Source organism: Nocardiopsis lambiniae (assembly GCF_031845465.1).
Classification (GTDB): domain Bacteria; phylum Actinomycetota; class Actinomycetes; order Streptosporangiales; family Streptosporangiaceae; genus Nocardiopsis; species Nocardiopsis lambiniae.
Genome location: NZ_JAVREP010000002.1, coordinates 132944 through 154309 on the forward strand (window position 1 = coordinate 132944; position 21366 = coordinate 154309).

At 70.6% G+C, this 21366-nt stretch carries 16 protein-coding genes and 1 riboswitch; of the genes, 3 read left to right on the forward strand and 13 right to left on the reverse strand.

Annotated features, from left to right (window positions below):
* Positions 1-74: 74 nt before the first annotated feature.
* Positions 75-284, forward strand: coding sequence for a hypothetical protein (locus RM479_RS05000; RefSeq protein WP_311510541.1), 210 nt, complete (start codon positions 75-77; stop codon positions 282-284).
* Between the two features lie 140 nt (positions 285-424).
* Here the strand turns inward: RM479_RS05000 and RM479_RS05005 are convergent, their stop codons facing one another.
* From RM479_RS05005 to RM479_RS05020, 4 genes are all read right to left on the reverse strand, one after another.
* Positions 425-1084 carry a class I SAM-dependent DNA methyltransferase gene (locus RM479_RS05005; protein ID WP_311510542.1) on the reverse strand — a complete coding sequence of 220 codons (660 nt, stop codon included), beginning with the start codon at positions 1082-1084 and terminating at the stop codon, positions 425-427.
* 145 nt (positions 1085-1229) lie between these two features.
* Positions 1230-2411 (reverse strand): hypothetical protein, encoded by a 1182-nt coding sequence (locus tag RM479_RS05010; RefSeq protein WP_311510543.1) that lies wholly within the window; start codon positions 2409-2411, stop codon positions 1230-1232.
* A 372-nt stretch (positions 2412-2783) separates the two neighbouring features.
* Positions 2784-2912 carry a hypothetical protein gene (locus tag RM479_RS05015; protein WP_311510544.1) on the reverse strand — a complete coding sequence of 43 codons (129 nt, stop codon included), beginning with the start codon at positions 2910-2912 and terminating at the stop codon, positions 2784-2786.
* Between the two features lie 544 nt (positions 2913-3456).
* Entirely contained in the window at positions 3457-4179 is a 723-nt protein-coding gene (locus RM479_RS05020) for a response regulator transcription factor (protein ID WP_311510545.1), read from the reverse strand.
* Positions 4180-4743: 564 nt separating this feature from the next.
* Between RM479_RS05020 and RM479_RS05025 the strand changes: the two genes are divergently transcribed.
* On the forward strand, positions 4744-4977 hold the full coding sequence (locus RM479_RS05025) for a hypothetical protein (protein WP_311510546.1): 234 nt from the start codon (positions 4744-4746) through the stop codon (positions 4975-4977).
* 175 nt (positions 4978-5152) lie between these two features.
* Here RM479_RS05025 and RM479_RS05030 read toward each other — a convergent pair whose 3' ends face one another.
* From RM479_RS05030 to RM479_RS05070, 9 genes are all read right to left on the reverse strand, one after another.
* Positions 5153-6874 carry a RelA/SpoT family protein gene (locus RM479_RS05030; protein ID WP_311510547.1) on the reverse strand — a complete coding sequence of 574 codons (1722 nt, stop codon included), beginning with the start codon at positions 6872-6874 and terminating at the stop codon, positions 5153-5155.
* Between the two features lie 306 nt (positions 6875-7180).
* Positions 7181-8125: an electron transfer flavoprotein subunit alpha/FixB family protein gene (locus RM479_RS05035; RefSeq protein ID WP_311510548.1), complete on the reverse strand. Its 945-nt coding sequence runs from the start codon at positions 8123-8125 to the stop codon at positions 7181-7183.
* Positions 8126-8158: 33 nt separating this feature from the next.
* Entirely contained in the window at positions 8159-8938 is a 780-nt protein-coding gene (locus tag RM479_RS05040; protein WP_274809171.1) for an electron transfer flavoprotein subunit beta/FixA family protein, read from the reverse strand.
* Between the two features lie 553 nt (positions 8939-9491).
* Positions 9492-11918, reverse strand: coding sequence for a bifunctional serine/threonine protein kinase/MFS transporter (locus RM479_RS05045; RefSeq protein WP_311510549.1), 2427 nt, complete (start codon positions 11916-11918; stop codon positions 9492-9494).
* A gap of 335 nt (positions 11919-12253) precedes the next feature.
* Complete coding sequence (locus tag RM479_RS05050) at positions 12254-13063, reverse strand: enoyl-CoA hydratase/isomerase family protein (protein ID WP_311510550.1); 810 nt, start codon at positions 13061-13063, stop codon at positions 12254-12256.
* Between the two features lie 34 nt (positions 13064-13097).
* On the reverse strand, positions 13098-13886 hold the full coding sequence (locus tag RM479_RS05055; protein ID WP_311510551.1) for an energy-coupling factor transporter transmembrane component T family protein: 789 nt from the start codon (positions 13884-13886) through the stop codon (positions 13098-13100).
* Positions 13873-15426 (reverse strand): ABC transporter ATP-binding protein, encoded by a 1554-nt coding sequence (locus RM479_RS05060; protein WP_311510552.1) that lies wholly within the window; start codon positions 15424-15426, stop codon positions 13873-13875. Before RM479_RS05060 ends, RM479_RS05055 begins: the two co-directional genes overlap by 14 nt.
* Before the next feature lie 3 nt (positions 15427-15429).
* The gene (locus RM479_RS05065) at positions 15430-16041 is read right to left on the reverse strand and encodes an ECF transporter S component (RefSeq protein ID WP_274809176.1); all 612 of its coding nucleotides are present in this window, start codon (positions 16039-16041) and stop codon (positions 15430-15432) included.
* Positions 16042-16143: 102 nt separating this feature from the next.
* Positions 16144-16249, reverse strand: a riboswitch (TPP riboswitch).
* A 259-nt stretch (positions 16250-16508) separates the two neighbouring features.
* Positions 16509-18629: a transglycosylase domain-containing protein gene (locus RM479_RS05070; protein ID WP_311510553.1), complete on the reverse strand. Its 2121-nt coding sequence runs from the start codon at positions 18627-18629 to the stop codon at positions 16509-16511.
* A 744-nt stretch (positions 18630-19373) separates the two neighbouring features.
* Between RM479_RS05070 and RM479_RS05075 the strand changes: the two genes are divergently transcribed.
* The gene (locus tag RM479_RS05075) at positions 19374-21344 is read left to right on the forward strand and encodes an alpha-1,4-glucan--maltose-1-phosphate maltosyltransferase (protein WP_311510554.1); all 1971 of its coding nucleotides are present in this window, start codon (positions 19374-19376) and stop codon (positions 21342-21344) included.
* The last annotated feature ends 22 nt before the right edge of the window (positions 21345-21366 follow it).

A 21366-nucleotide genomic window follows, 5' to 3' on the forward strand; every position in this document is an offset into this window, starting at 1 on the left:
CGGGACAGGGGACGGACCGGGGTACCAACGTCGAGAACCCCTGCCTCTCAGTGCTTCCACGAGCGGACGAGCCCATGGCCTCCGGCGACCGCGTCGACGTGTTCTCCCCCAACCGCGTCCGGGCCTCCACCCCGGTCGGGGTCGACGGCGGCACGCTCCCGCTGCTCCTCCTCGCCGATGACGACGGGCCCGAGCGCATGCCACAGCCGCCCATCAACGCGCTGTCGGTGCACGACCCCGTCTCGGCCGCCCGTATACGCGCCGGCGCCCGTCACTCCCGTTGAGGGGCGCGGTCCCCCGGAGTGCCGGTCCGCCACCCGGTCACCCCGGTGCGGTCGGCCGGTCATGGCGAGGCGACGGAGTGGACCCCGCGCCCACGAGAACGCGACGGCCGTTCCCCGACGGCCCGCCCCCGGTTTCCCGGCTACGACTCACCGGGTCTGTGGGCCAGGAGGAACGCCTGCCGGCCCGCGTAGGACCTCTCGCTCTCCTCCGGGTCGCGGATCAGCCGGGCGTTCACGACGAGCCCGACCCCGGTCAGCAGATCGGCGATGCGTTCGGGCGGCGTCCAGTGGACGTCCAGCGACAGATCGTGCCCGTAGGCGTGGGTCAGGTGCCGCAGTTCGTCACCCGCCTTGAACGCGATCACCAGATGGCCTCCCGGGGCCAGTACCCGATGGATCTCGGCGAACACCGTCGGCAGCAGGTCCGGCGGTGTGTGCACGGTCGAGTACCAGGCCACGGCACCCGCGAGCGATCCGTCGACGAGGTCCAGCGCGGTCATCGATCCGACCTCGAACCGCAGGTCCGGGTGCTCACGGCGCGCGACGGAGATCATCCCCGGCGACAGGTCGACGCCGAACGCCTCCACCCCGAGGGAGCGCAGGAAGGCCGTGATGCGGCCCGGCCCGCAGCCGAGGTCGGCGACCTCACCGGTGCCCGCCCGCACGCGTTCGGCGAACGCCGCGAGCAGGGCCCGGTCCAAGGGCTTGTCGTCCAGATCGTCGCGCGCGATCTCGGCGTAGTCGGCGGCCACGGTGTCATAGGCCGCCCGGGTCCTGTCCAGGTGAGTCGATTCGGTCACGGACGAGAACGATAACCCTCGCGGCGGCCGGTCTCCAGACTCCCTTTCGGGCCGATCGCTCAGGGGGCCACCCCCGCGATACCGGGAGGCGGCGGGAACGCCCGCCGGAGGTGGCCCCGTGGCCGGGGCCCGGGGCGCCCGATCGTCAGTTCGGCAAACGGTCCAGGATCCAGGTTCCGGCGGCCTCGCTCATGTGGGTGTGCGGTTCGTCGGTGTCCGCCACGAGGAACTCGTCCAGGTCGCTCCTCTCCGCTCCCAGGGCGCCGACGTTCGCGTAGGGGTCGTCGAGTTCACCGATCGAGACCGCGCTCACCGTGGGCACGAAGCACACCTTCCGGACGGACACCTCGATGGGTCCGGTCGCCTTGAGCCGATCTGCGGCGAGGCCGTAGGACTCCAGGGTTCCACCGGGTGCGCCGTCCAGGGCGGACAGGCCGGTGGTGCGCGACTCGTGTTCCGTGAGCCGCCCCTTGAGTTGGGCCACGAGCTGTTTGTCGCCCTCGGCCTGGGTGTAGAGGGTGGTGCCGGCGAACCAGCCGCCGGTCACCCGCAGTGCCTCCGTTCCGGGTGCCACGCCCGATCGCGCACCGTCGCCCCGGCCGTTGGCCACACCCAGCAGACGTGGGACGCGGGGCCAGTCCCCCACCTGGCGCAGGGACGTGAGGAACTCGGTGCGGCGGGCGTCCTCCGCCGGTTCGGCGTCGACGGTGGCCACGTGCCGCCACAGCAGTTCCCGGGCGGCGGGGCTGTTGATCTGCGCCGAGAGGGCGGGGGTCGCGGTGAGGAGGTGCGCGAGCTTCTGGAGGCCGATGGGCACCCAGGCACCCCGGTGGGGGGTGTCGATGGAGAGGTAGGTCGCGGTCTGGTGGTCGATGCCCTCGTGTTCCAGCTTCGCGAGGGCGTAACGGGTGATCAGGCCACCCATGCTGAGGCCGCCGACGACGAGGGGTTCGGAACCGGAGCGCTGCGCGATGGTACGGAGGACGGCCTCCCGCACGGTTCGCGCGTTGTCGAGGAGCGAGGCGCTGCGTTCGTCGTAGCCGACGAGCACGAGGTCGTGGCCGCGGCGGCGGAGTTCGGAGAGGAAGGGGTGATCGCCCCGTTCCAGGCCCTGCCAGAGTTCTTCCAGTTCGCTGGGTCCGGTCTCGAAGCCGTCGGAGAGGAGGACGGGTCGGGTGAGGCCGCGGTGTCCTTTCGCCAGGTGGATCCAGGCGATGCCGTCGGGCAGACGCCACACCTCGTTGGGTGCGGGCGCGGGCTCAAGGCGACCCGGTGACGGGAAGAGGAGACCGAGGGGTTCGACGGGCGGCTGCTGCGTGTCGCTCATGGCTCTGCTCTCACGAGGGGCGCGAAGGCGCCGATCCGACGCGCGTCCACGGCCGGGCCGGGGGTCCGGGGGGGCCGGATGAAGGCCGGGTGAACGCGCAAGTCAGAGGCTTCCCGGAGACGGGGCGATGAGAAACGGGAAGGTCACGAGAGGCTGACGGGCGACACGGTTTCCTCCCGCTTCGCCCAGCCGCGTACGAGGGAAGCGGACCGTCCGTAATGAGGTTTTCTCCTCACGTCGCGATCACTTCATGTCACCTGAAGGCGTACTCCACGTCACCCGATCGACGCACTCGGGGCGGGAATCGGGGCCGGAAAAAGGAGTGGCCCCGCCACATCCTTCTCGGCGGGGCCGGCCGGCCTTACAGAGGCGTTACCGCGTGGTGAGGGTGCCGAGGAGAACGGTCCACTCGGGCGCGGTGAACTCCAGGTGGCCGGGTTCCCGGTGCCGGGTGTCGGGGACAGCCGTCGCGAAGAGGTCACCCGACTCTCTTCGTGACATACCGGATTCTGAGCGGAAAGCAGGGAACTCTCACGCGAAGAGTGCGACAGCCGCTTCGTCGACCGGCTTTCTTCTCACCACGACCACGTATGACCACACGTTCTTGAGAGATATCGGTGGTCGCCGCGATCCCGCTCTGGAACCGGCACACCGGTGGACACCCGACGCGCGGTTCGGTCGGGCTCCCGGCATCCAGGTGAAGGCTGACTCACCTCGGCCCGGCAGGTCCGACGAACCGGTCGGTTCATGGGGCCGGCCCGGTGGATGCACGCCGCCCAGCCAGAACAGCCCTGGCAGTCGAACTCGGAAGCGCCTGCCAGGGCCGGTGTCCCTACCCGAAGCCGAACGGTTCGAGACGAGACGGAACGCGGTGCGGCCCCGAGAGGGCGGCCTCTCCGGGGGCGGACCGGTACGCATCGACGGTGGTGACAGGGCGGGTGGGGTGCGTCACCCGCGGGCGAACCCTCCGCCGTGCGGGGGAGGGCGGCGGCCTTCGCCCTGCACCACCACTCCCCCGGAACCGTGACCCGGAACCGGGCCGAGGTCAGGGGGACACGTACCCGGCCCGCACAGCGTAAATAGCCGCCTCGGTACGGGAGTGGACCTGGAGTTTCTCCAGGATGTTGCGCACGTGGTTCTTCACCGTGTTCTCCGTGATGAACAGCCGTTCCCCGATCACCCGGTTGTTCAAAGACCGGGCGACCAACGCGAGCACCTCCGCCTCCCGAGGGGTCAACTGCGGTATCACCGGCCGCTCCGGCGGACTGCTGTCCTGTTTGGCCAACTCGGCGAACTCCCCGATGAGTTTTGTCGCCATGGCCTGATTGATCGAGGGACGCCCGGCAGCGATCGTCCTGATGGTCTCCGCGATATCGGTGACCGCGATCTCCTTGAGCAGGTAACCCGACGCGCCGACCTTGAGCGCGTCGAACAGGTCGGACTCCTCGTCGCTCATGGTCAGCATGACGAACCTGGTGCCCGGGACCGACTCGCGGATGCGCGGACAGGCCTCGATGCCGCGGGCGTGCGGCATCCACACGTCCATGAGGACCACGTCGGGACGGGACCGGGCGGCGAGCCGGATCGCCTCTTCGCCGTCCCCCGCCTCGCCGACCACGTTGATGTCCGCCTCCTCGTCCAGGACGGACACCAGGCCGCGCCGGAACAGGGCGTGGTCGTCGACGACCATGACGCGGATCGGGCCGTCCGGGGCGTTGGCGTGTGCCGGGTGGTGTGGTTGGTCAGGGGTGGGGGGGTGGGGGCTCACTGGAACTCCTTTTTCGTGTGAACCGAAATGGTGACTTCTTTTTGTTTCCGTCGCGGCCCTTGCAGTGGAAAGGGTTTTCGCAGATGTTGACGGCGGTCCGGTTCGGGAAGTTGCAGTACATGCAGGCCCATCGGGATGCGGCGACGGCGATCCGGGAAAGCGCAGTGCACGGAAATCTCGTCCAACTCTCCTAATGCGGGGGGTGCCTGCATAATCTCACAGGCGACTTGTCGAGGTGGGCGGATCGCGGATTGTGGTGACCGGTCTGCCGAAGGGGGCCTGTGTCCCTGCCCGTGGCAGAGGTGGTGAGCCCCGCGCACGCGGAAATGGACCGGGCACCTTCGACCCCTTGGCGCCCCCGATAGGGGCTCGCGTGTGCGCATCCCGCCGATCCGATGGCCATGTGGCACCGGGCCGTCCTCACCGTGGACCGCACCGGGTTCGTGCCCGACACCCTGCATGGGACCGACCCGGCGCACCCGGGGTGGAAATGCCCCGTACCCCGCACGGACCCGCGATGGGCGCGGCGAGTGGAGGGCGACCACACGCTCGTCACCCGGGTCCATGACGGGTAACCCGACCGGCCACTTCGTCGAGCAGGCCCCGTTCATGGTGCTCCGGTCGCGACGCCCGGACCGACGACCGCTCCGGGAACCCGTGGACGAGAACGTGCCGGACAGACGAACGGGGTGCACTGCCGTGAACCCCCGGGTCGTCGCCTACCGGCATCAGGGATGGCGACTCGCCCTCGGCCACCTGGTTCCGGAGCTGCGGTACGCGATGCACGAAGCAGCGTGAGACCATCCGGAGTGGGCGGGGGAAGGACCGTGTACGTGGCCCTCCCGGACGGTTCGTGGACGGTTCGTGGACGGTCGCGGGGACCACCGGTTCGACGGAGGGCGACAGCGGCACGAGGAAGGAGTCGAGTGTCGGAGGAAGGCCGAGGCCGCGTCCTGAGGGAGCACGGGCCCGCCTACTCCTCCTCCGGCTTCTCCTCCGGGGACGGGACGAGGACATCCTCCGGGGTGACCTGCCCGTACCCCATGGCCACGTAGAAGTCCTCCAGCGTCACGTACCCCGCCCGCCGGGCCGCGCCGATGAGGTCCCCCGAGGTCTCCGCCTCGATCAACCGACGGTCGCCCCCCATGTACTCCGCCACCGCGCGACGCCCGTCGCCCTCCGCCTTCTCCCGCGCCCGGGTGCGGTACCAGGCACCGATCGCCACGCGGGCCTTGCCCGTCCGGGCCGACTCCAGCCACGCCCGGTCCGGCCCCGGTTCGGCCTTGGTGATGATCTGGACCGTGTCCCCCTCGCGGACCTGCGCGCTGGGCAGCGCCAGCCGCCCGTTCACCGTCGCCGCCGAGAACCGGTCACCGATCTCGTTGTCCAGGGCGTAGGCCACGTCCACCGGGGTCGACCCCTCCGGAAGGGTGAGGATCTGCCCGTTCACCGTCAACACCGTGATGCTGTCCGCAAGGTCGGTGCGCACCCCTTCGAGGAGTTCCTCCGCCGAGGCCCCCTCCTGCCAGCGCAGCAGCCGGGTCAACCACTCCGGGTCGGTGGTCCGCCCCGACACCAATCGCCCGTCGCGTCCGGTGCGCTCGTGGATCTCGGCGATGATCCCGTACTCCGACACCTGCTGCGCCCGCCCGTCGCAGATGATGATCTGCACCCGCCGCCCCGACTCCGTGACCACGGTCGTGTGCAGGGCCTTGTACAGGTTGTACTTGGGCGAGGCGATGAAGTCGCGGAACTTCGCGGGGATCGGCTGCCAGCGCCCGTGCACCGCGCCCAGCGCCAGGTAGGCGTTCTGCTCTCCCCCGCGCACCACCACCAGGTACCGCACCGTGGCCGACGGGCCCAGGTCGACCAGTGGGGAACCCGAGTGGAACACCGACGACAGATGTCGCGGCCGCACGTCCACGTCCGCCTTGACCCGGAAGGACGCCAGGCTGTCGCGCAGCGCCGTCGCCACCGAGTCGGTCTCGTACCGCGTCTCGTCCCGTACCCGGGCGACCCGCTCCCGGGTGTGCTCGAACTCCTCGGTCTCCAGGTACTCGAAACACAGGTCTTCGAGTTCCCGCTTGAGCTTGTAGACGCCCAGTCGTTCGGCGAGCGGGACGAGGAGTTCGCGGGTGCCCTTGGCGATCTTCACCCGTTTGTGCGGCGGCTGGAACTGGAGGGTCCGCAGGTTGTGGACACGGTCGGCGAGTTTGATCAGCAGGACCCGAAGGTCGTCGCGCGCGGCCACGACCATCTTGCGGAAGGTCTCCCCCGCGGCGGCGCTGCCGTACATGGACCGGTCGACCTTGGTGACCCCGTCGACCATGACGCCGACCTCGGTGCCGAACTCGGCGGCCAGGTGGCCCAGGCTGAACGGGGTGTCCTCCACCGTGTCGTGGAGGAGGGCGGCGACCAGCGTGGCGGTGTCCAGGCCGAGTTCGGCGAGGATGGTGGCCACCGCCAGCGGGTGGATGATGAACGGCTCGCCGCTCTTGCGCTTCTGCTCCCGGTGCAGGTGGTCGGCGACGGCGTAGGCGCGCGCCAGCAGGGCGACGTCGGCCTTGGGGTACCAGCGCAGGTGCTCGGCGATCAGCGCCTCGGCCTCGCCGGCCGGACGGGTGGTGGCCTTGGCCTGGTTGAGCCCGCGCCACCACTCGGTGGAGGCCGTCACATCCACATCGGGAGCTCCCATACGGACCCCTCTCCATCGCCCTGCGAACCGGGTATCGGACCAGCCTACTGATCCCACGACACCCCGGTCCCACAAAGCCCGGAACCGGTCACCGCCCCCTCGGACACGGACCGGGGCCGCCCCTGCGTTCCGTTTCCGGTGCGGTACGGACGGTGACCTCGGGGCTGTCCGGAATCCCTGGCGGGAGAGCGACACCGACGCCGTTCACGGCCGCGACCCCGCCAGGGCCCCCGTCCCCGCCCCGGACGCGCGAACGCCCGGCCGGGCGGAACCCTGGCCGGGCGTTCGGAGTTCGCGAGCACGGTGCTACCTGCGCTTCTCGATCTCCTCGGTCAGCTGCGGGGCGACGGTGTGCAGGTCGCCCACGACACCGAAGTCCGCCAGCTCGAAGATCGGCGCCTCGGGGTCCTTGTTGACCGCGACGATGTTCTTCGCGGTCTGCATGCCGGCCCGGTGCTGGATCGCACCGGAGATGCCCAGGGCCACGTACAGGTTCGGGCTGACCGTCTTACCGGTCTGGCCGACCTGGAACTGGTTCGGGTACCAGCCGGAGTCGACGGCGGCGCGGGAGGCGCCGACGGCGGCACCGAGCGAGTCCGCGAGGGACTCGACCACGGAGAAGTCGTCGGAGCCGACGCCGCGACCACCGGAGACCACGATGGCGGCCTCGGTGAGCTCGGGACGCGCGCCCTGCTCCTGCACGACGCGCTCGACGACCTTGGCGGTCTTGGCGGCGTCGGACGGCTCGACGGAAACGGCCTCCTCGGCGGCGGCGCCGGTGGCGGCCTCCGCGGGGAAGGAGTTCGGACGGACCGCGATGACCGGCACGCCGGTCTTGACGCGGGCGTGGGTGACGGTGGAGCCACCGAAGATGCTGTGCTCGGCGACGAGGTCGGCGGTGACGTCGACCACGTCGGTGAGCACGCCCGAGCCCAGCTTGACGGCGGTGCGGCCGGCGATCTCCTTGTTCTCGGCGGTGGCCGAGACGAGGATGGCGACGGCGCCCTTGTCCTGGGCGAGCTTGGCGAGCAGCTCGGCCTTGGGAGCCACGACGTAGTCGTTGAGCTCGGCCGGAGCCACGTAGACCTTCTCGGCGCCGAACTCGGCCAGCGCGGCCTTGCCCGACTCCACACCTTCGCCGACCCAGACCGCCGCGGGCTCGCCGATGCGGCGCGCGGCGGTCAGCAGCTCGGTGGTGACCTTCTTGACCTGTCCGTCGACGTGGTCGACGAGGACGAGGACCTCAGCCATAATCCTTGAACCTTCCTGAGTCTCTCGCCTGACCTACACGAACTTCTTCTCGGCGAGGAAGTCGGCGATCTTGGCGCCGCCGTCACCCTCGTCCTTGACGATCGTGCCCGCGGCGCGCGGCGGCGCGGCGGCGAAGTCGACGGTCTCGGTGGTGGCGTTGGCCAGCCCGACCTTGGCGGTGTCGATGCCGGCGTCGGCGGCGGACTTCTTGTCCACCGGCTTCTTCTTCGCCTGCATGATGAGCTTGAAGGACGGGTAGCGCGGCTCGTTGATCTTCTCCACGACGGAGACGACCGCCGGGAGCTGCGCCTCGACGACGTCGTAGCCGTAGTCGGTCTGGCGCTGGATCCTGATGGCGCCGCCGTCCACGTCGACCTTGCCGGCCAGCGTGAGCTGGGGCAGGCCGAGGTACTCGGCGAGCGCGGCGCCGACGACGCCGGTGCGGGCGTCGGTGGACTCCGAGCCCAGGACGACGAGGTCGAACTCCAGGGTGCCCAGGGCCTGCGCGAGAGCGTAGGCGGTCTGGAGGGAGTCCGAGCCGTGGATCGCGTCGTCGTTGACGAAGACGGCCTTGTCGGCGCCCATCGACAGGGCCTTGCGGATCGAGTCCGTGGCCTGGTCGGGACCCATCGTCAGGACGGTGACCTCGCCGCCGTGCTTCTCCTTGAGCAGGAGGGCCTCTTCGATCGCGTACTCGCAGAGCTCGTTGATGACGCCGTCGGACGCTGCGCGGTCCAGCGTCTTGTCATCGGGGTTGAGCTTCCGTTCGGTCGCCGTGTCCGGGACCTGCTTGACCAAAACGACAATATTCATGGCCGGTGGCCGACCTCCCTGCACTCCATATCCGCCGTGCGGCGGTCGGACGCTGGCGCGCCCCGTACTGCCAACAATGCCGAATGACGTTCGGTCACCCGACGGCGGGGCCGGTCTTTCCGGTCGATCGGTCCCGCGGTGTGCTCATAGTCCAGATGTTACTGGCTAGTAGCATGAAGGCCAACCCACAGCCCCCCGTTTTTACTTAGGAAACCCTAACCACTACTGGTAGCGCCGACTCCCCGACCTCCGCAATAGGGTGATCCACCGGTTCGTCGGACCAGGCCGGCACGGATGCGACGCCCCTTCTCCCACCTTAGTCACCGCGTCGCCGCGCGCCGGCGCCGCATCGCCTCTGTAACGGGGAACACCCCCGCCGGAACCCGCGTTCCCCACCCCGGAGACGGTCGCTCCCGACCCCGGGCCACCCCGGCGGGCATGACCGCGCCGCTCCGGACGGGCACCGCGGCGCGCACCGCCCTCCCCGCGAACGGCTCGGGCGCCCCGGCTCCCGAGGGAACGGAGGCGCCCGGCGCGGTGTGCGGCGCCGGCCTCAGCCGTCGACCCAGTCCGAGGGGCCCTGGAGCGGGCCGAGCCGCCAGTCCGGGGCCGAACTGAACCCGAAGGACAGGACGAGCATCGCGAACAGCACGACCGCGACGATCACACCGATGTACACGTACAGGTTGCGGAACCGGATCCGCTCCACCAGCCACACGGCCTGGTGCCGGGCCTGGCGTCCGCTGGGCATCAGGTAGCTGAGCAGCATCGTCACGAACACGGCGAATCCGCCGATGTAGTTGGCCCCGGCATCGCCCGTGTCCACGATCTGGGCGTAGACCAGGCCGACGAGGATGCCCGCCACCAGGTAGATCAGGCCGAACCCGACGGTGCGCAGGAACATCCGCCCGAACGCCCACGGGAAACTGAGCGCCACCACCACGCTGTCGGAGTTGCGCGCCCCGCGCGTCTGCAACCTCTTGGCGTGCTCGGCCTTGACCACGTCCAGGGCGCTCAGGCCCGCGATGACGAGGATGCCCAGGAAGATGCCGATCCACGGGAAGACCAACCCCAGACCGGCCAGGGCAAGGACCACGGGGATGAGCACCAACGGGTGCATCCGGTAGACCCGGTCCTCGTACTCGTCGCCCTCTTCCCCCTCCTCGTAGAGGGAGTCGTACTCGCTGTACTCACCGGTCTCGCTGTCGCCCCGGAGGTAGCCGCCCATCCGGTCGTTGCCGCCCCGGCGGAAGCGGTCGAGCCATCCGCCGCTCTCCTCGTAGTCGTCCTCGTCGAACTGCTGCGTGCGGTTGCCGCGGCCGTCGTCGACAGGGGGGAGGATGTCGGAGAAGTCGCCCTTGTGCAGGGGCGTGTTGAAGAACTGGGTCTGCGGGGCCTGACGGGGATCGTACTCCGGCTCCTCGAAGTCGAGGGGGGATCGGCCGCCGCCCCGCGCGACCTCGCGCGGGTCGAGCATCATCGTGCCCTGCGGGTCGCCGTCACCGGAGTCCACGGCGTCGATGCGCATGGTGCCCTGGTCATCCTCGTCGCGCACCGGTGCGATGCGCCGGGTGCCCGCGTCGTCGGGATCGGCGAGCGGGTTGATCCGCATGGTGCCCCGGGGGTCGTTAGGCTCGCCCGCCCCGGGGGGCGCGATCCGATCGGTGCCCCGACCGCTCAGGTCGTCGGTGGCGTCCTCGTCGACGGCCCAGCCTCTGTCGCGCGCCCCCGACAGGTCATCGGTGGCCTCGCCGTCCCAGGCCTGGGCATCGCGTCCGCCGGACAGGTCGTCGGTGGCGTCGTCGTCGGTGCGCCATCCGCCCCGGCCCGACTCGCTGCGCGCCTCGGAGACCTGATCGGCGGGCGCCGACCAGGCGCCGGCCGTGGGGTTCGGGCCGCTCCCCGAGGGGCCCCACCCCTCGTTGCCGCCCTGGGTCATCCGGCTGGCCAGGTACCCGGCCGCGCCGCCCAGCGCGGCACCGCCCAGGGCCGCGCCCGCGGCACCGGAACCACCCGATCCCCCGGTGGCGCCGCCGGCTCCGGCCGCGCCGGCACCACCGCCGAGGCCGGCGGCCGGTCGGCCACCGGAGTGGTCGGCCCCGGGAACGACCGGGTGGTGGACGGTGTGGCTCCCGGTCAGCCCGGTGGACTTGTTACCGGGGTCCTCGGTCCAGGGCAGGTCCAGGTTGAGCCGGCCGGCCTCCGCCACCAGTTCGGTGGCGGTGGGACGGCGGTGCATGTCCCGGGAGACGGCGCGCGCGACCAACGGCCGCAGCGCCTCGTGCATCCCGTCCATGTCGATCTCGCCGTTGAGGATGCGGAAGAAGATCACCTCGAAGGCGCCCGCGCCGTAGGGCGGGCGGCCGGTGGAGGCGAAGGCGACGGTGCCGCCCCAGGCGTGGATGTCGGTGGCCGGGCCCAGCGCGGTGCCCTCGATCACCTCGGGAGAGAGGTAACTGGGGGTGCCGACGAAGGTGCCGGTCTGGGTCAGCTTGGCTCCGTCGACGGCGTGGGCGATGCCGAAGTCGATGACGATCGGCTCGCCGTTGGAGATGATGACGTTGCCGGGCTTGAGGTCGCGGTGGATGACCTCCACCGCGTGGATGTCCTTGATCGCCCGGGCCAGACCGGTGATGAACCGGGTGAGGGCGCGCCCGCGCAACGGCCCGTGGTCGGTGACGGTGGCGTCCAGGGTCGGGCCGGGGATGTACTCGGTGACCACCCAGGGGAGTTCGGCGTCGGTGTTGGCGTCGACGACCGCCGCCACATTGGGACTCTGCACCCGGCGCATCGTCTCGACCTCACGGGCGAGCCGGGCCCGCGCGATGCGGTCACCGGCGACCTCCGGCTTGAGGACCTTCACCGCGACGAACTGCTGGGTCCGGGGGTCCTCGGCCTGGTACACCACGCCCATGCCGCCCGATCCGATGCGGCGGCGGATCACGTAGTGGCCGATGCGCTCCGGCAGCTCCTCACCCATGGGGAAACCTGCCGACATTGCCATCGAGAACTCATCCCCTCAAAAGACCGCATACCGCCACGTCCAGCTTATCGGCCGGGGGGATGGGTCACCATTGGCTTGTACGGACCTCCGACGGGGCCCTGTGGTCCGCTCGGCGCCGCCGGAAGGCTGGGGGCTCCGGCGGCCGGCCCCTCGTCGGACGACCATCACCGAGTATGACGGAAAAACCGTGCGAGCGGTTCCCCCCACCGTGCCCGAACTGGCCGGTTTCGGACTCCGGGATGGGTGTTTCGGTCACACCGTGCCCGTGACACCCACCCCGCCCTCCATGCCGGCTCAGCGACCGGTCGGTGTCATCGGCCGGTGAAGACGGCCTTGCCCGGACCCTGCTCGACGAAGCTGCGCATGCCGATCTTCTGGTCCTCGGTGGCGAACAGGCCCGCGAAGTGCAGCCGTTCGATCTCCAGGCCGGTGTCCAGGTCGGTCTCCAGACCACGGTCCACCGTCTCCTTGGCGGCGGCCAGCGCGATCGCGGGACCGTCGGCGAAGCGGGCGACGTAGGCCACCGCCTCGGCGTAGACGTCCTCGTCCGCGACGACGGCGTCCACCAGGCCGATCTCCTTCGCCTCGTCGGCGCCGACGTGGCGACCGCTGAAGATCATCTCCTTGGCGCGGGCCGGGCCGATGAGACGGGGCAGCCGCTGGGTGCCGCCGGCACCGGGGATCACTCCGAGCCGGATCTCGGGCACGCCCAGCTCGGCCTTGCTCCCCACCACCCGGAAGTCGGCGGCCAGCGCCAGTTCCAGGCCGCCGCCCAGGGCGTACCCGGTGACGGCCGCCACGACCGGCTTGGGGATGCGTGCCACGGCGGTCAGCGCGCCCTGGAGGTCACGGGCGTACTCCAGCATCTCGGCGTGGGTGCGCTCGGCCATCTCCTTGATGTCGGCCCCCGCCACGAAGAACCGCTCGCCGCCGTAGACCACGACCGCGCGGGTCGCCGGGTCGGCGGCGACCCGCGCGGCGGCCTCGGCGATCTCGGCGGTCAGCACCGCGTTGAGCGCGTTCACCTTGGGTCGGTCCAGCCGGATCACGGCGACCGCCGGGTGTTCGGGGTCGGTCTCCACGCGCACGAACTCGGCCACGTGCTCCACCTCTTCGTTCATCGACGTCACTGTCCCCGGATTCCTATCACCCGGCCTACGAGAACAGCAGTACCAGGGTGCCCAGCCGCGCGGACAGGGCGTAGGCGGACACCAACAGCAGGAGCGCGCAGATCGGCAGCAGCGTGTCGGCGGTGCGCCAGCGGCTGTGCCGTGAGCGGCTGCGCGGGCCGGTGCCGAACGCGCGCGCGTCCATGGCGGTGGCCATGAGCGTGCCGGTGCGGATGGCCCGGACCAGGAGCGCGAACATCCGCCCGAAGAACAACGTCACCATCCGGACCGGGTTGCGGCCCGCCTCCAGTCCGCGGGCCCGGCGCGCCAGGGTGATGGTGCGCCACTGGTCGGCGAGCAGCGGGATGAGCCGCAGTGCGGCCAGCACGCCCATGGCGGGGCGTTCGGGCACCCGGAGTCGCTGGACGAGGCCGTCGGCCAGGTCGGTGGGATCGCTGCCGGCGGCGACGAGCAGACCGGGCAGGGCGATCGCCAGCAGGCGCACCGCCGCGCCCAGGGCGCCCTCCCAGCCCTCCACGCCGTAGAGGTGGTTGACCAGTCCGCTGGAAAGGCCCATGAGAAGGAAGGGGCCGCCCAGGACCAGCAGGGTGCGCCGGTCCAGTCCGCTGAACGGCACCAGCGCCAGTACGCCCAGCAGCACCACGCCACCGGTGACGGCGTCCACCGCCGGAACCAGGCCCAGGCCCAGGATCAGCGCGGCCACGAGCTTGGCCGCCGGGTTGAACCGGGTCAGCCAGTGGCGGGCGCCGCCGTCCTCGGGCGCCTCGAAGGTGAGCGCGTCCCCGACCGCCCCGTGGTGTTCACGATCGGCCACGGGTCCCCCTCTCCGCCGTCCCCGTGCGGGTGTCCTCCCGGGCCCGGCCCTCGGCGACCCGGATCCGTACGTCGGTCAGTCGACGCAGCAGGAGGTCGTCGTGGGTCGCCATGACGATGGCGCGGCCCTCGGTGCGCAGTTCGCCGAGCAGTTCCACCAGCTCGGTCCACGTGCGGGTGTCCTGGCCGAAGGTCGGTTCGTCCAGGAGCACCACGTCAGGGGCGTGCGAGGGCCCGGAACTCAACGCGGTCGCGACCGAAAGCCGTCGTTTCTCGCCCCCGGACAGCGTGTACGGGTGCACACCGGCGAGATCGGTCAGGCGCAGTCGTTCGAGCAGTTCGTCCACCCACGCCTCGGTCTCCGCCCTGTCCCTGCCCGCGCGCAGCGGGGCGAACCGCAGTTCGTCGCGGACCGTGCCGGTGACGAACTGGTCCTCGGCGTGCTGGAACACGGTGCCGACGTGCCGGGCCAGTCTCCGGGCCGGCCAGCGCGCCAACGGCCGCCGGTCGACCCGCGCCAGCGGACCGTGGGGCAGCACCGCGCCCCGGTACGGGCGGGACAATCCGGCCAACAGGGTGAGCAGGGTCGACTTGCCGGACCCGTTGGGCCCGGTCAGCGCGGTGGCGGTACCGGCCCGCACCGCGACGTCCACGTCCTCCAGCACCACGCGCCGGGGCGGGACCCGCACGCCCAGCCCGGGCGGGGTGCGGGCGGTCACACCGGCGGCCGTCAGCAGCGTCCCTCCGCCGGGGGCGGCCTCCAGGGAGGGGGCGGGACCGTGTCCGGGCACCCATACGCCGCGGGCGGCCAGCGCGGCGCCGTGCTCGGCGAACACGGCCTGCGGGGTGCCGTCGGCGATCACCCCGCCGCCGGCCGTCAGGACGACCACCCGGTCCACCAGGTCGACGACCTCGGCGACCCGGTGCTCGACCAGCACCATCGTCGCGGAGGTCCGTTCCAGCAGGCGGGCCAGCACCCCGCGCACCAGGTCGGCCCCGACCGGGTCGAGGTTGGCGGTGGGTTCGTCGAGCAGCAGCAGGCGCGGACGCATGGCCATCGCGCCGGCGATGACCAGGCGCTGTTTCTCCCCGCCCGACAGCGCGCCGGTGGGGTGGCGCGGGCCGTAGGGGAACCCGACGTCGTCGAGCGCCTCGCGCACCCGCACGTGGATCTCGTGCGGGGGCGTCCCCAGGTTCTCCGGACCGAAGGCGACGTCGTCCCCGGCACGGGCCATGACGATCTGCGACTCGGGGTCCTGGGCGACCAGCGCGACCCCGGCGCGACCCCGGCGGGCCTGCTCCCCGTCCACCAGGAGCAGGCCCTCCTGATCGCCCCCGATCGCGCCGTCGTCGCCGGTGAGCCCGGCGAGGGCGTGCAGCAGGGTCGACTTGCCGGTGCCGGAGGCGCCGAGCAGCAGCACCCGTTCGCCGGGGTCGATGGTGAGATCGACCCCGCGCAGGGTGTGCGTGTCCCGGCCCGCGTGCCGCCATCCCCATCCGGAGAGTTCGACGCGCGCGCCGGGGCGTCCGTCCTCCGCCACGGATCAGCCCTTGGCCGAGGCGAAGGGGGCCAGGGCGCCGGAGCGGGCCAGGGCGGTGGTGAGCAGGCGGGCGCCGACGCCGGCGATGACGGCCGCGCTGATCACGACGATGACCCCGTAGATCACCTGGTAGTGGAGCGGCCAGGTGACGTTGTAGGTGATGTTGTCCCGGATGGCCGGGGAGATCCCGGCGACGGCGGCGGCCAGGACCGCCACGCCCATGCCCCAGCGGCGGTAGCCGAAGGCGAGGAAGACCAACTCGGGCAGGATGCCCTGGAGGGTCCCGTCGAGGATGACCATGATCCCCCACTGGGTGCCCAGCACCGCCGACACCGAGGCGGCGGCGATCGAGGTGAGCAGGGCGGCTCCCGGCTTGCGGATGATGAGCCCGCCCAGGACGCCGGAGATCAGCCACATGCCGTAGACGACGGCCTGCCCGGGCGGGAAGGCGACGAACAGCGGCGCGGTGATCGACCAGATGATGTTCCAGAGCCAGAAGACGACGCCGATGGCGACGCCCAGGACGGCGGCGACGACGATGTCGACGGTGCGCCAACTGCGCGCCCGTGCCCTGATGTCGTCCCAGGTTCCACCCGAGGTGGTGTCGGTGCCCATTGATGTGTCCCTTCGTCGGTGTGACGAGGGGCGGATACGGCCAAGAGCGACACCGTCGAACGGCGCGTCGGAGTCCTCCTCCGCCGCGCGACGTGACCGTCGGTGGCGATTCCCACGACTTCCTTCGCCGGCATTACCCGGATCAGGTGTGTAAGGGTCTGCGGTCGGTCCGCACTCTCAGCGCTCACGCGCTCCCCTGTCGGTTCGCACCCATTATGCGCCATACGTCGCAGAACACCAGGACTCGGGTCCCGCTTGGTCCGGGCCCGCGGCCCCGCTTCGGGCCGGGTCGCGCGACACCGAGGGGGCCGACCGCCGCGTGGTGGTCGGCCCCCGGCCCGGGGAGGCCCGTACCGCTTCGGCCGTCCACCGTGCCCGCCCCGGTCCCGCAAGGCCCCCGACGGATGGCCTTCGGCCACGGGTCCCGGTCTTCGTCCCACCGGCGGGCCCGTGACCGACCTCGCGGGTCAGGCGCTGTCGTCCTCTTCTTCCTTCTTCTTGGGCGGGGTCGCCGATGGGTTCCCGAAGCGGGACGGCGACGGGGCGAAGGACTCCGCCGGCAGATCGGCCGCGGCCCGACGCATCGTGGCCTGCCAGATCGGCCCGGGCAGCGTGCCGCCGTAGACGATCCCGTAGTACCGGCCGCCGATCGACACCCCCTGGAGCGGGTTCTTCTCGCCGCCCCGGATGTCGCCGACCACCACGGCCGAGGCCAGGTTGGGCGTGTGCCCGGCGAACCAGGCGTAGGCCGCGTTGTCGGTGGTACCGGTCTTGCCGGCGGCCGGACGGTCGATGCCCAGGCCGTTGGCGGTACCGCCCTTGAAGGTCTGCTGGAGCAGATGGTTGACACCGTCGGCGACGTGTGTCGGCACCGCGTCCTCGTCGCAGTGCGAGCGCATGCGGATCTCACGGAAGTCGGCGTCGCCCTCGCGTCCCACGGTGACCGCGGCCACCGGGTAGGGCTCGCAGAAGGTCCCCCGGGACGCGAAGGTGGCGTAGGCGTTGGCCACGGTGAGCGGGGAGACCTCCTGGTCGCCCAGGGTGAAGGAACTCCACACGCCCAGCGGTTCCCCGTCCGCGCGGTGGATCCCCACCCGTTCGGCCATCTCCGCCGTCTCGCACAGGCCCACCCGCCGCTGGAGCTGGGCGAAGTAGGTGTTCACCGAGCCCTTGGTGGCGCTGATCATGTTGTGCGAGCCCTCGTCGCTCTCACCGGCGTTGCGGACCTCCCACTTGGACATCACACCGCCGTCGCAGTTGCTCAACCCGCTCACCGACACGTTCTTGGGCGAGGAGAAGCTGGTCTTGTACTTCAGCCCCTTGTCCAGGGCGGCGGCCAGCGTGAACGTCTTGAACGTCGACCCCGCCTGGTACCCGTGCGATCCGCCGTCGGCGTGGTCGACCGCCAGGTTGATGGAGGTGGTCCCGACCTCCTCCGGATCGAACCCGTACCGCATGTTCTGGGCCATGGCCCGCACCTTGCCGGTGCCGGGTTCCACGAGGACCTGCGCGGCGAACTTGGTGGTGTCCCCCGGCGGCACCCGCTCGTCGATGGCCTCCTGCGCGGCCTCCTGCATGGCGGAGTCCAGGGTGGTGCGCACGGTGATGCCGCCGCGTTCGAGCAGGCGCCGGCGCTCCTCGGGGTCCTCGGCGAACTCCTCGGACTCCTGGAGCCAGCGCATGACGTAGTCGCAGAAGAACGGCTGCTCGCTGTGGTAGCAGCTACCGCCGCGCGGCGTGGGGTCCAGCCCCAGGTCGGCGCCCTTGTACTCCGCGGCCTCGGCGGCGTCCAGGTGTCCGGTGGACTCCATCCGGTCGAGCACCAGGTCGCGTCGTTGCCGGGCGGCGTCGGGGTTGGTCAACGGGTCGTAGTAGGAGGGGGCGCGCACCAGGCCGACGATGGTCGCCGCCTGGCCGGGGTCGAGGTCCTGCGCGGCGATCGAGAAGTAGCGGCGGGCCGCGATCTCGATGCCGTGGGCGCCCGCGCCGAAGTAGGCGAGGTTGAGGTAGCCCTCCATGATCTCGTCCTTGGTGAGGCGGTCCTCCACCTCGATGGCGTAGCGCAGCTCGACGAGTTTGCGGCTGATGGTGCGTTCGCTGGCGCGCTCCAGCTCCTCCTCGCTGGCGGCCTGCTCGATGAGCAGGTTCTTGACGTACTGCTGGGTGATGGTCGATCCGCCCTGGGTGTCGCCCTGCGCGGTACGGGTGGCGGCGCGCAGGAGGCCCTTGAGGTCGAGCCCGGAGTGTTCGTGGAAACGGTCGTCCTCGATCGCCATCAGTGCGGCCGGCACCCACGGGCTGATCTCCGACAGGCGCACGACCTCGCGTTCGCGCTGGGCGACCTCGGCGATGGGCCGGTGGTCGACGTCGGTGATGAGCACCCGTTCGACCAGACGGGGGATCTCCAGGTCGGCCGGCATCGCCATGAACCCCGACGCCGCGTCCCTGGCGGTCAGTCCCAGTCCGCCCGCCCACGGCATGACCAACGCCGCGGACAGCACTCCCGCCAGCGCGCCCGCCCCCGTCAGGCCCAGGATCGTCCGGCCCCGCCCCTCCTGGGATCGGACCTTCCGGTTCGGCTCCGTCACGTCGCCCCCTACTGCCGAGTGCCGCCCCGCCCGTGAGACACGGGCAGGGCACTGCGCCGACCACCCTCGCAGGGACGGACCGCCTCGTTGGGCATCGGAACGGGCGTGTCACAGAAAAGCTTCATCAATATATAGCAAAGCCCTCAGATCGGTCATCGCTCACTACGGTTGCACGGATTGACGAAACGGACATTTCAATCCCTCGACATCAAGACGCCACGGGACCGGCAGAGCACGCCCGAGCGACGAAGCCGTGAATCCCGGACAAGAAGATCTCTGGAGATGATTCCGACACATGGGCATGTCCGCAATAAGGTCAGACCCCCACCCGGGGCATTTGGTCATCCCTACCCACCCGCCTGCGGCCTCCAACATGACCGATCAGTTTTCCGACTTTTCACCACAGAGAATGCCGTATCAACCAGAGAGACACCCGAATCTGGTGTTGCCTTATGACCGATTTGAGCAGTTTACCCAGGTGAAACCAGGCAAATACCAGCCAGAAGCCCTCCCGCCCAGTGTGATGAGGATCACATAAATTATCCGGCCATGGTACTCCGCCAAACCACACGAGAGGGCAGACGATAGAGAGCGGAGGGCACCGAAGCGGCAATCCGGACAGATCTCGATCCGGAAACTTCGTTAACTCCGTCTTGCCTTGGATTAACTCTGGGTTATTTCCGCCCGACGAGAACCAAGGCGTCTCCCTAAAACGCCCGAACCACGACAATTACGGTGTAGCCAGTGATCGGACGCCTGCCCATCCTCGACATCTCTCCGGACAACGACCTGGGCCCCGTGAAAGCCGTTCCCGGTGAACGCTTCACCGTCGGGGCGACGGTCATCCGCGAAGGACACGATTCCCTCGCAGCGGGTGTCGTCGTGTACAACCCGAAGGGCCGCCGGGAACGACTCGTTCGCATGAGCGAGCGCGCACCCGGGACCGACCGCCACGAAGCGGAGATCAGCCTCCCCGCGGAGGGGAAGTGGTCCTTCGCGATCGAGGCCTGGAGCGACCCCTTCGCCACCTGGCACCACATCGCGGAGGTCAAGCTCCCGCTCGACCAGGACACCGAACTCGTGCTGGAGGAAGGCGCCCGGCTGCTCTCCCGGGCCGCCCGCCGCGTTCCCCGCAGGCCCCTGCCGGCCCGCGCCGCGGCCGTCCTGCGCGACACCTCCCTGTCCCCGGCCGACCGTTACGCCGCGGCGATCACCCCCGAGGTGCTCGCCTTCATGCACGACGTACCGCTGCGCGAACTCGTCACCCGGTCACCGCGCACCCGCGTCGTCGTGCACCGCGAACGCGCCCTGTTCGGCTCCTGGTACGAGTTCTTCCCCCGCTCCGAGGGGGCCCAGGTGGACACCGCGCCCGGCCAGGAGGTCTCCGGGACCTTCACCACCGCGGCCAAGCGGCTGCCCGCCATCGCCGACATGGGCTTCGACGTGGTGTACCTGCCGCCCGTCCACCCCGTGGGGCACGACCACCGCAAGGGCGCGAACAACTCCCTCACCGCCGGCCCGGGCGAACCCGGATCGGTGTGGGCCATCGGATCGGCCGAGGGCGGCCACGACGCCGTCCACCCGGACCTGGGCACTCTCGCCGACTTTGACGCCTTCGTCGCCGAGGCGCACGAGCACGGCCTGGAGATCGCCCTCGACCTGGCCCTCCAGTGCTCTCCCGACCACCCCTGGGTCACCGAGCATCCGGAGTGGTTCACCACCCGGGTCGACGGGTCCATCGCCTACGCCGAGAACCCGCCCAAGAAGTACCAGGACATCTACCCGCTGAACTTCGACAACGACTTCGCGGGCCTGTACAAGGAGATCCGCCGGGTCGTCCAGCACTGGATCGACCACGGTGTGCGCATCTTCCGGGTGGACAACCCCCACACCAAGCCGGTGGCGTTCTGGGAGAAGCTGCTCGCCGACGTGGCGAAGAAGCACCCCGACGTGCTGTTCCTGGCCGAGGCGTTCACGCGCCCCGCCATGATGCGGACCCTGGCCAAGGTCGGCTTCCACCAGTCGTACACCTACTTCACCTGGCGCAACGACAAGGGCGAGCTCACCGACTACCTCACCGAGCTCAGCCGCGAGACCGCCCACTACCTGCGCCCCAACTTCTTCGCCAACACCCCGGACATCCTCCACGCCTATCTCCAGGAGGGCGGCCGTGCCGCCTTCGAGATCCGCGCCGTCCTGGCCGCGCTGCTCTCCCCCACCTGGGGGATCTACTCGGGCTTCGAGCTGTGCGAGAACACCCCGGTACGGCCCGGCAGCGAGGAGTACCTGAACTCGGAGAAGTACCAGTACCGGCCGCGCGACTGGGCGGGAGCCGAGGCCGAGGGGCAGAGCATCACCGGCCTCATCACCCGTCTCAACGAACTGCGTCGGGAGCACCCGGCCCTGCGGGAGCTGCGCAACCTGCGCTTCCACCACGTGGACCGGCCCGAGCTGATCTGTTTCTCCAAGCACCGCCCCGGCGACCGGCCCGGTGACCCCGACGACGTGGTCATCGCCGTCGTCAACCTCGACCCGCACCACGCCCACGAGGCGACGGTGCACCTGGATCTGCCGTCCATCGGCCGTGCGTGGGAGGAGGAACTCAAGGTGACCGACCAGTTGACCGGTGCCGCCTACACCTGGGGAGCGGTCGACTACGTCCGGCTCGACCCCGCGCAGGGGCCCGCGCACGTGTTCACCGTCAGCGGCAGATAACGGCCCGCGGAGCGGGGCGGGG

What these genes read in the sequence shown, in the direction of transcription:
- RM479_RS05000 (WP_311510541.1), top strand. Translation starts at nt 75, where the DNA reads ATGGCCTCCGGCGACCGCGTCGACGTGTTCTCCCCCAACCGCGTCCGG.
- RM479_RS05010 (WP_311510543.1), bottom strand. Translation starts at nt 2,411, where the DNA reads ATGAGCGACACGCAGCAGCCGCCCGTCGAACCCCTCGGTCTCCTCTTC.
- RM479_RS05015 (WP_311510544.1), bottom strand. Translation starts at nt 2,912, where the DNA reads ATGTCACGAAGAGAGTCGGGTGACCTCTTCGCGACGGCTGTCCCCGAC.
- RM479_RS05025 (WP_311510546.1), top strand. Translation starts at nt 4,744, where the DNA reads ATGACGGGTAACCCGACCGGCCACTTCGTCGAGCAGGCCCCGTTCATG.
- RM479_RS05030 (WP_311510547.1), bottom strand. Translation starts at nt 6,874, where the DNA reads ATGGGAGCTCCCGATGTGGATGTGACGGCCTCCACCGAGTGGTGGCGC.
- RM479_RS05035 (WP_311510548.1), bottom strand. Translation starts at nt 8,125, where the DNA reads ATGGCTGAGGTCCTCGTCCTCGTCGACCACGTCGACGGACAGGTCAAG.
- RM479_RS05040 (WP_274809171.1), bottom strand. Translation starts at nt 8,938, where the DNA reads ATGAATATTGTCGTTTTGGTCAAGCAGGTCCCGGACACGGCGACCGAA.
- RM479_RS05045 (WP_311510549.1), bottom strand. Translation starts at nt 11,918, where the DNA reads ATGGGTGAGGAGCTGCCGGAGCGCATCGGCCACTACGTGATCCGCCGC.
- RM479_RS05050 (WP_311510550.1), bottom strand. Translation starts at nt 13,063, where the DNA reads ATGAACGAAGAGGTGGAGCACGTGGCCGAGTTCGTGCGCGTGGAGACC.
- RM479_RS05065 (WP_274809176.1), bottom strand. Translation starts at nt 16,041, where the DNA reads ATGGGCACCGACACCACCTCGGGTGGAACCTGGGACGACATCAGGGCA.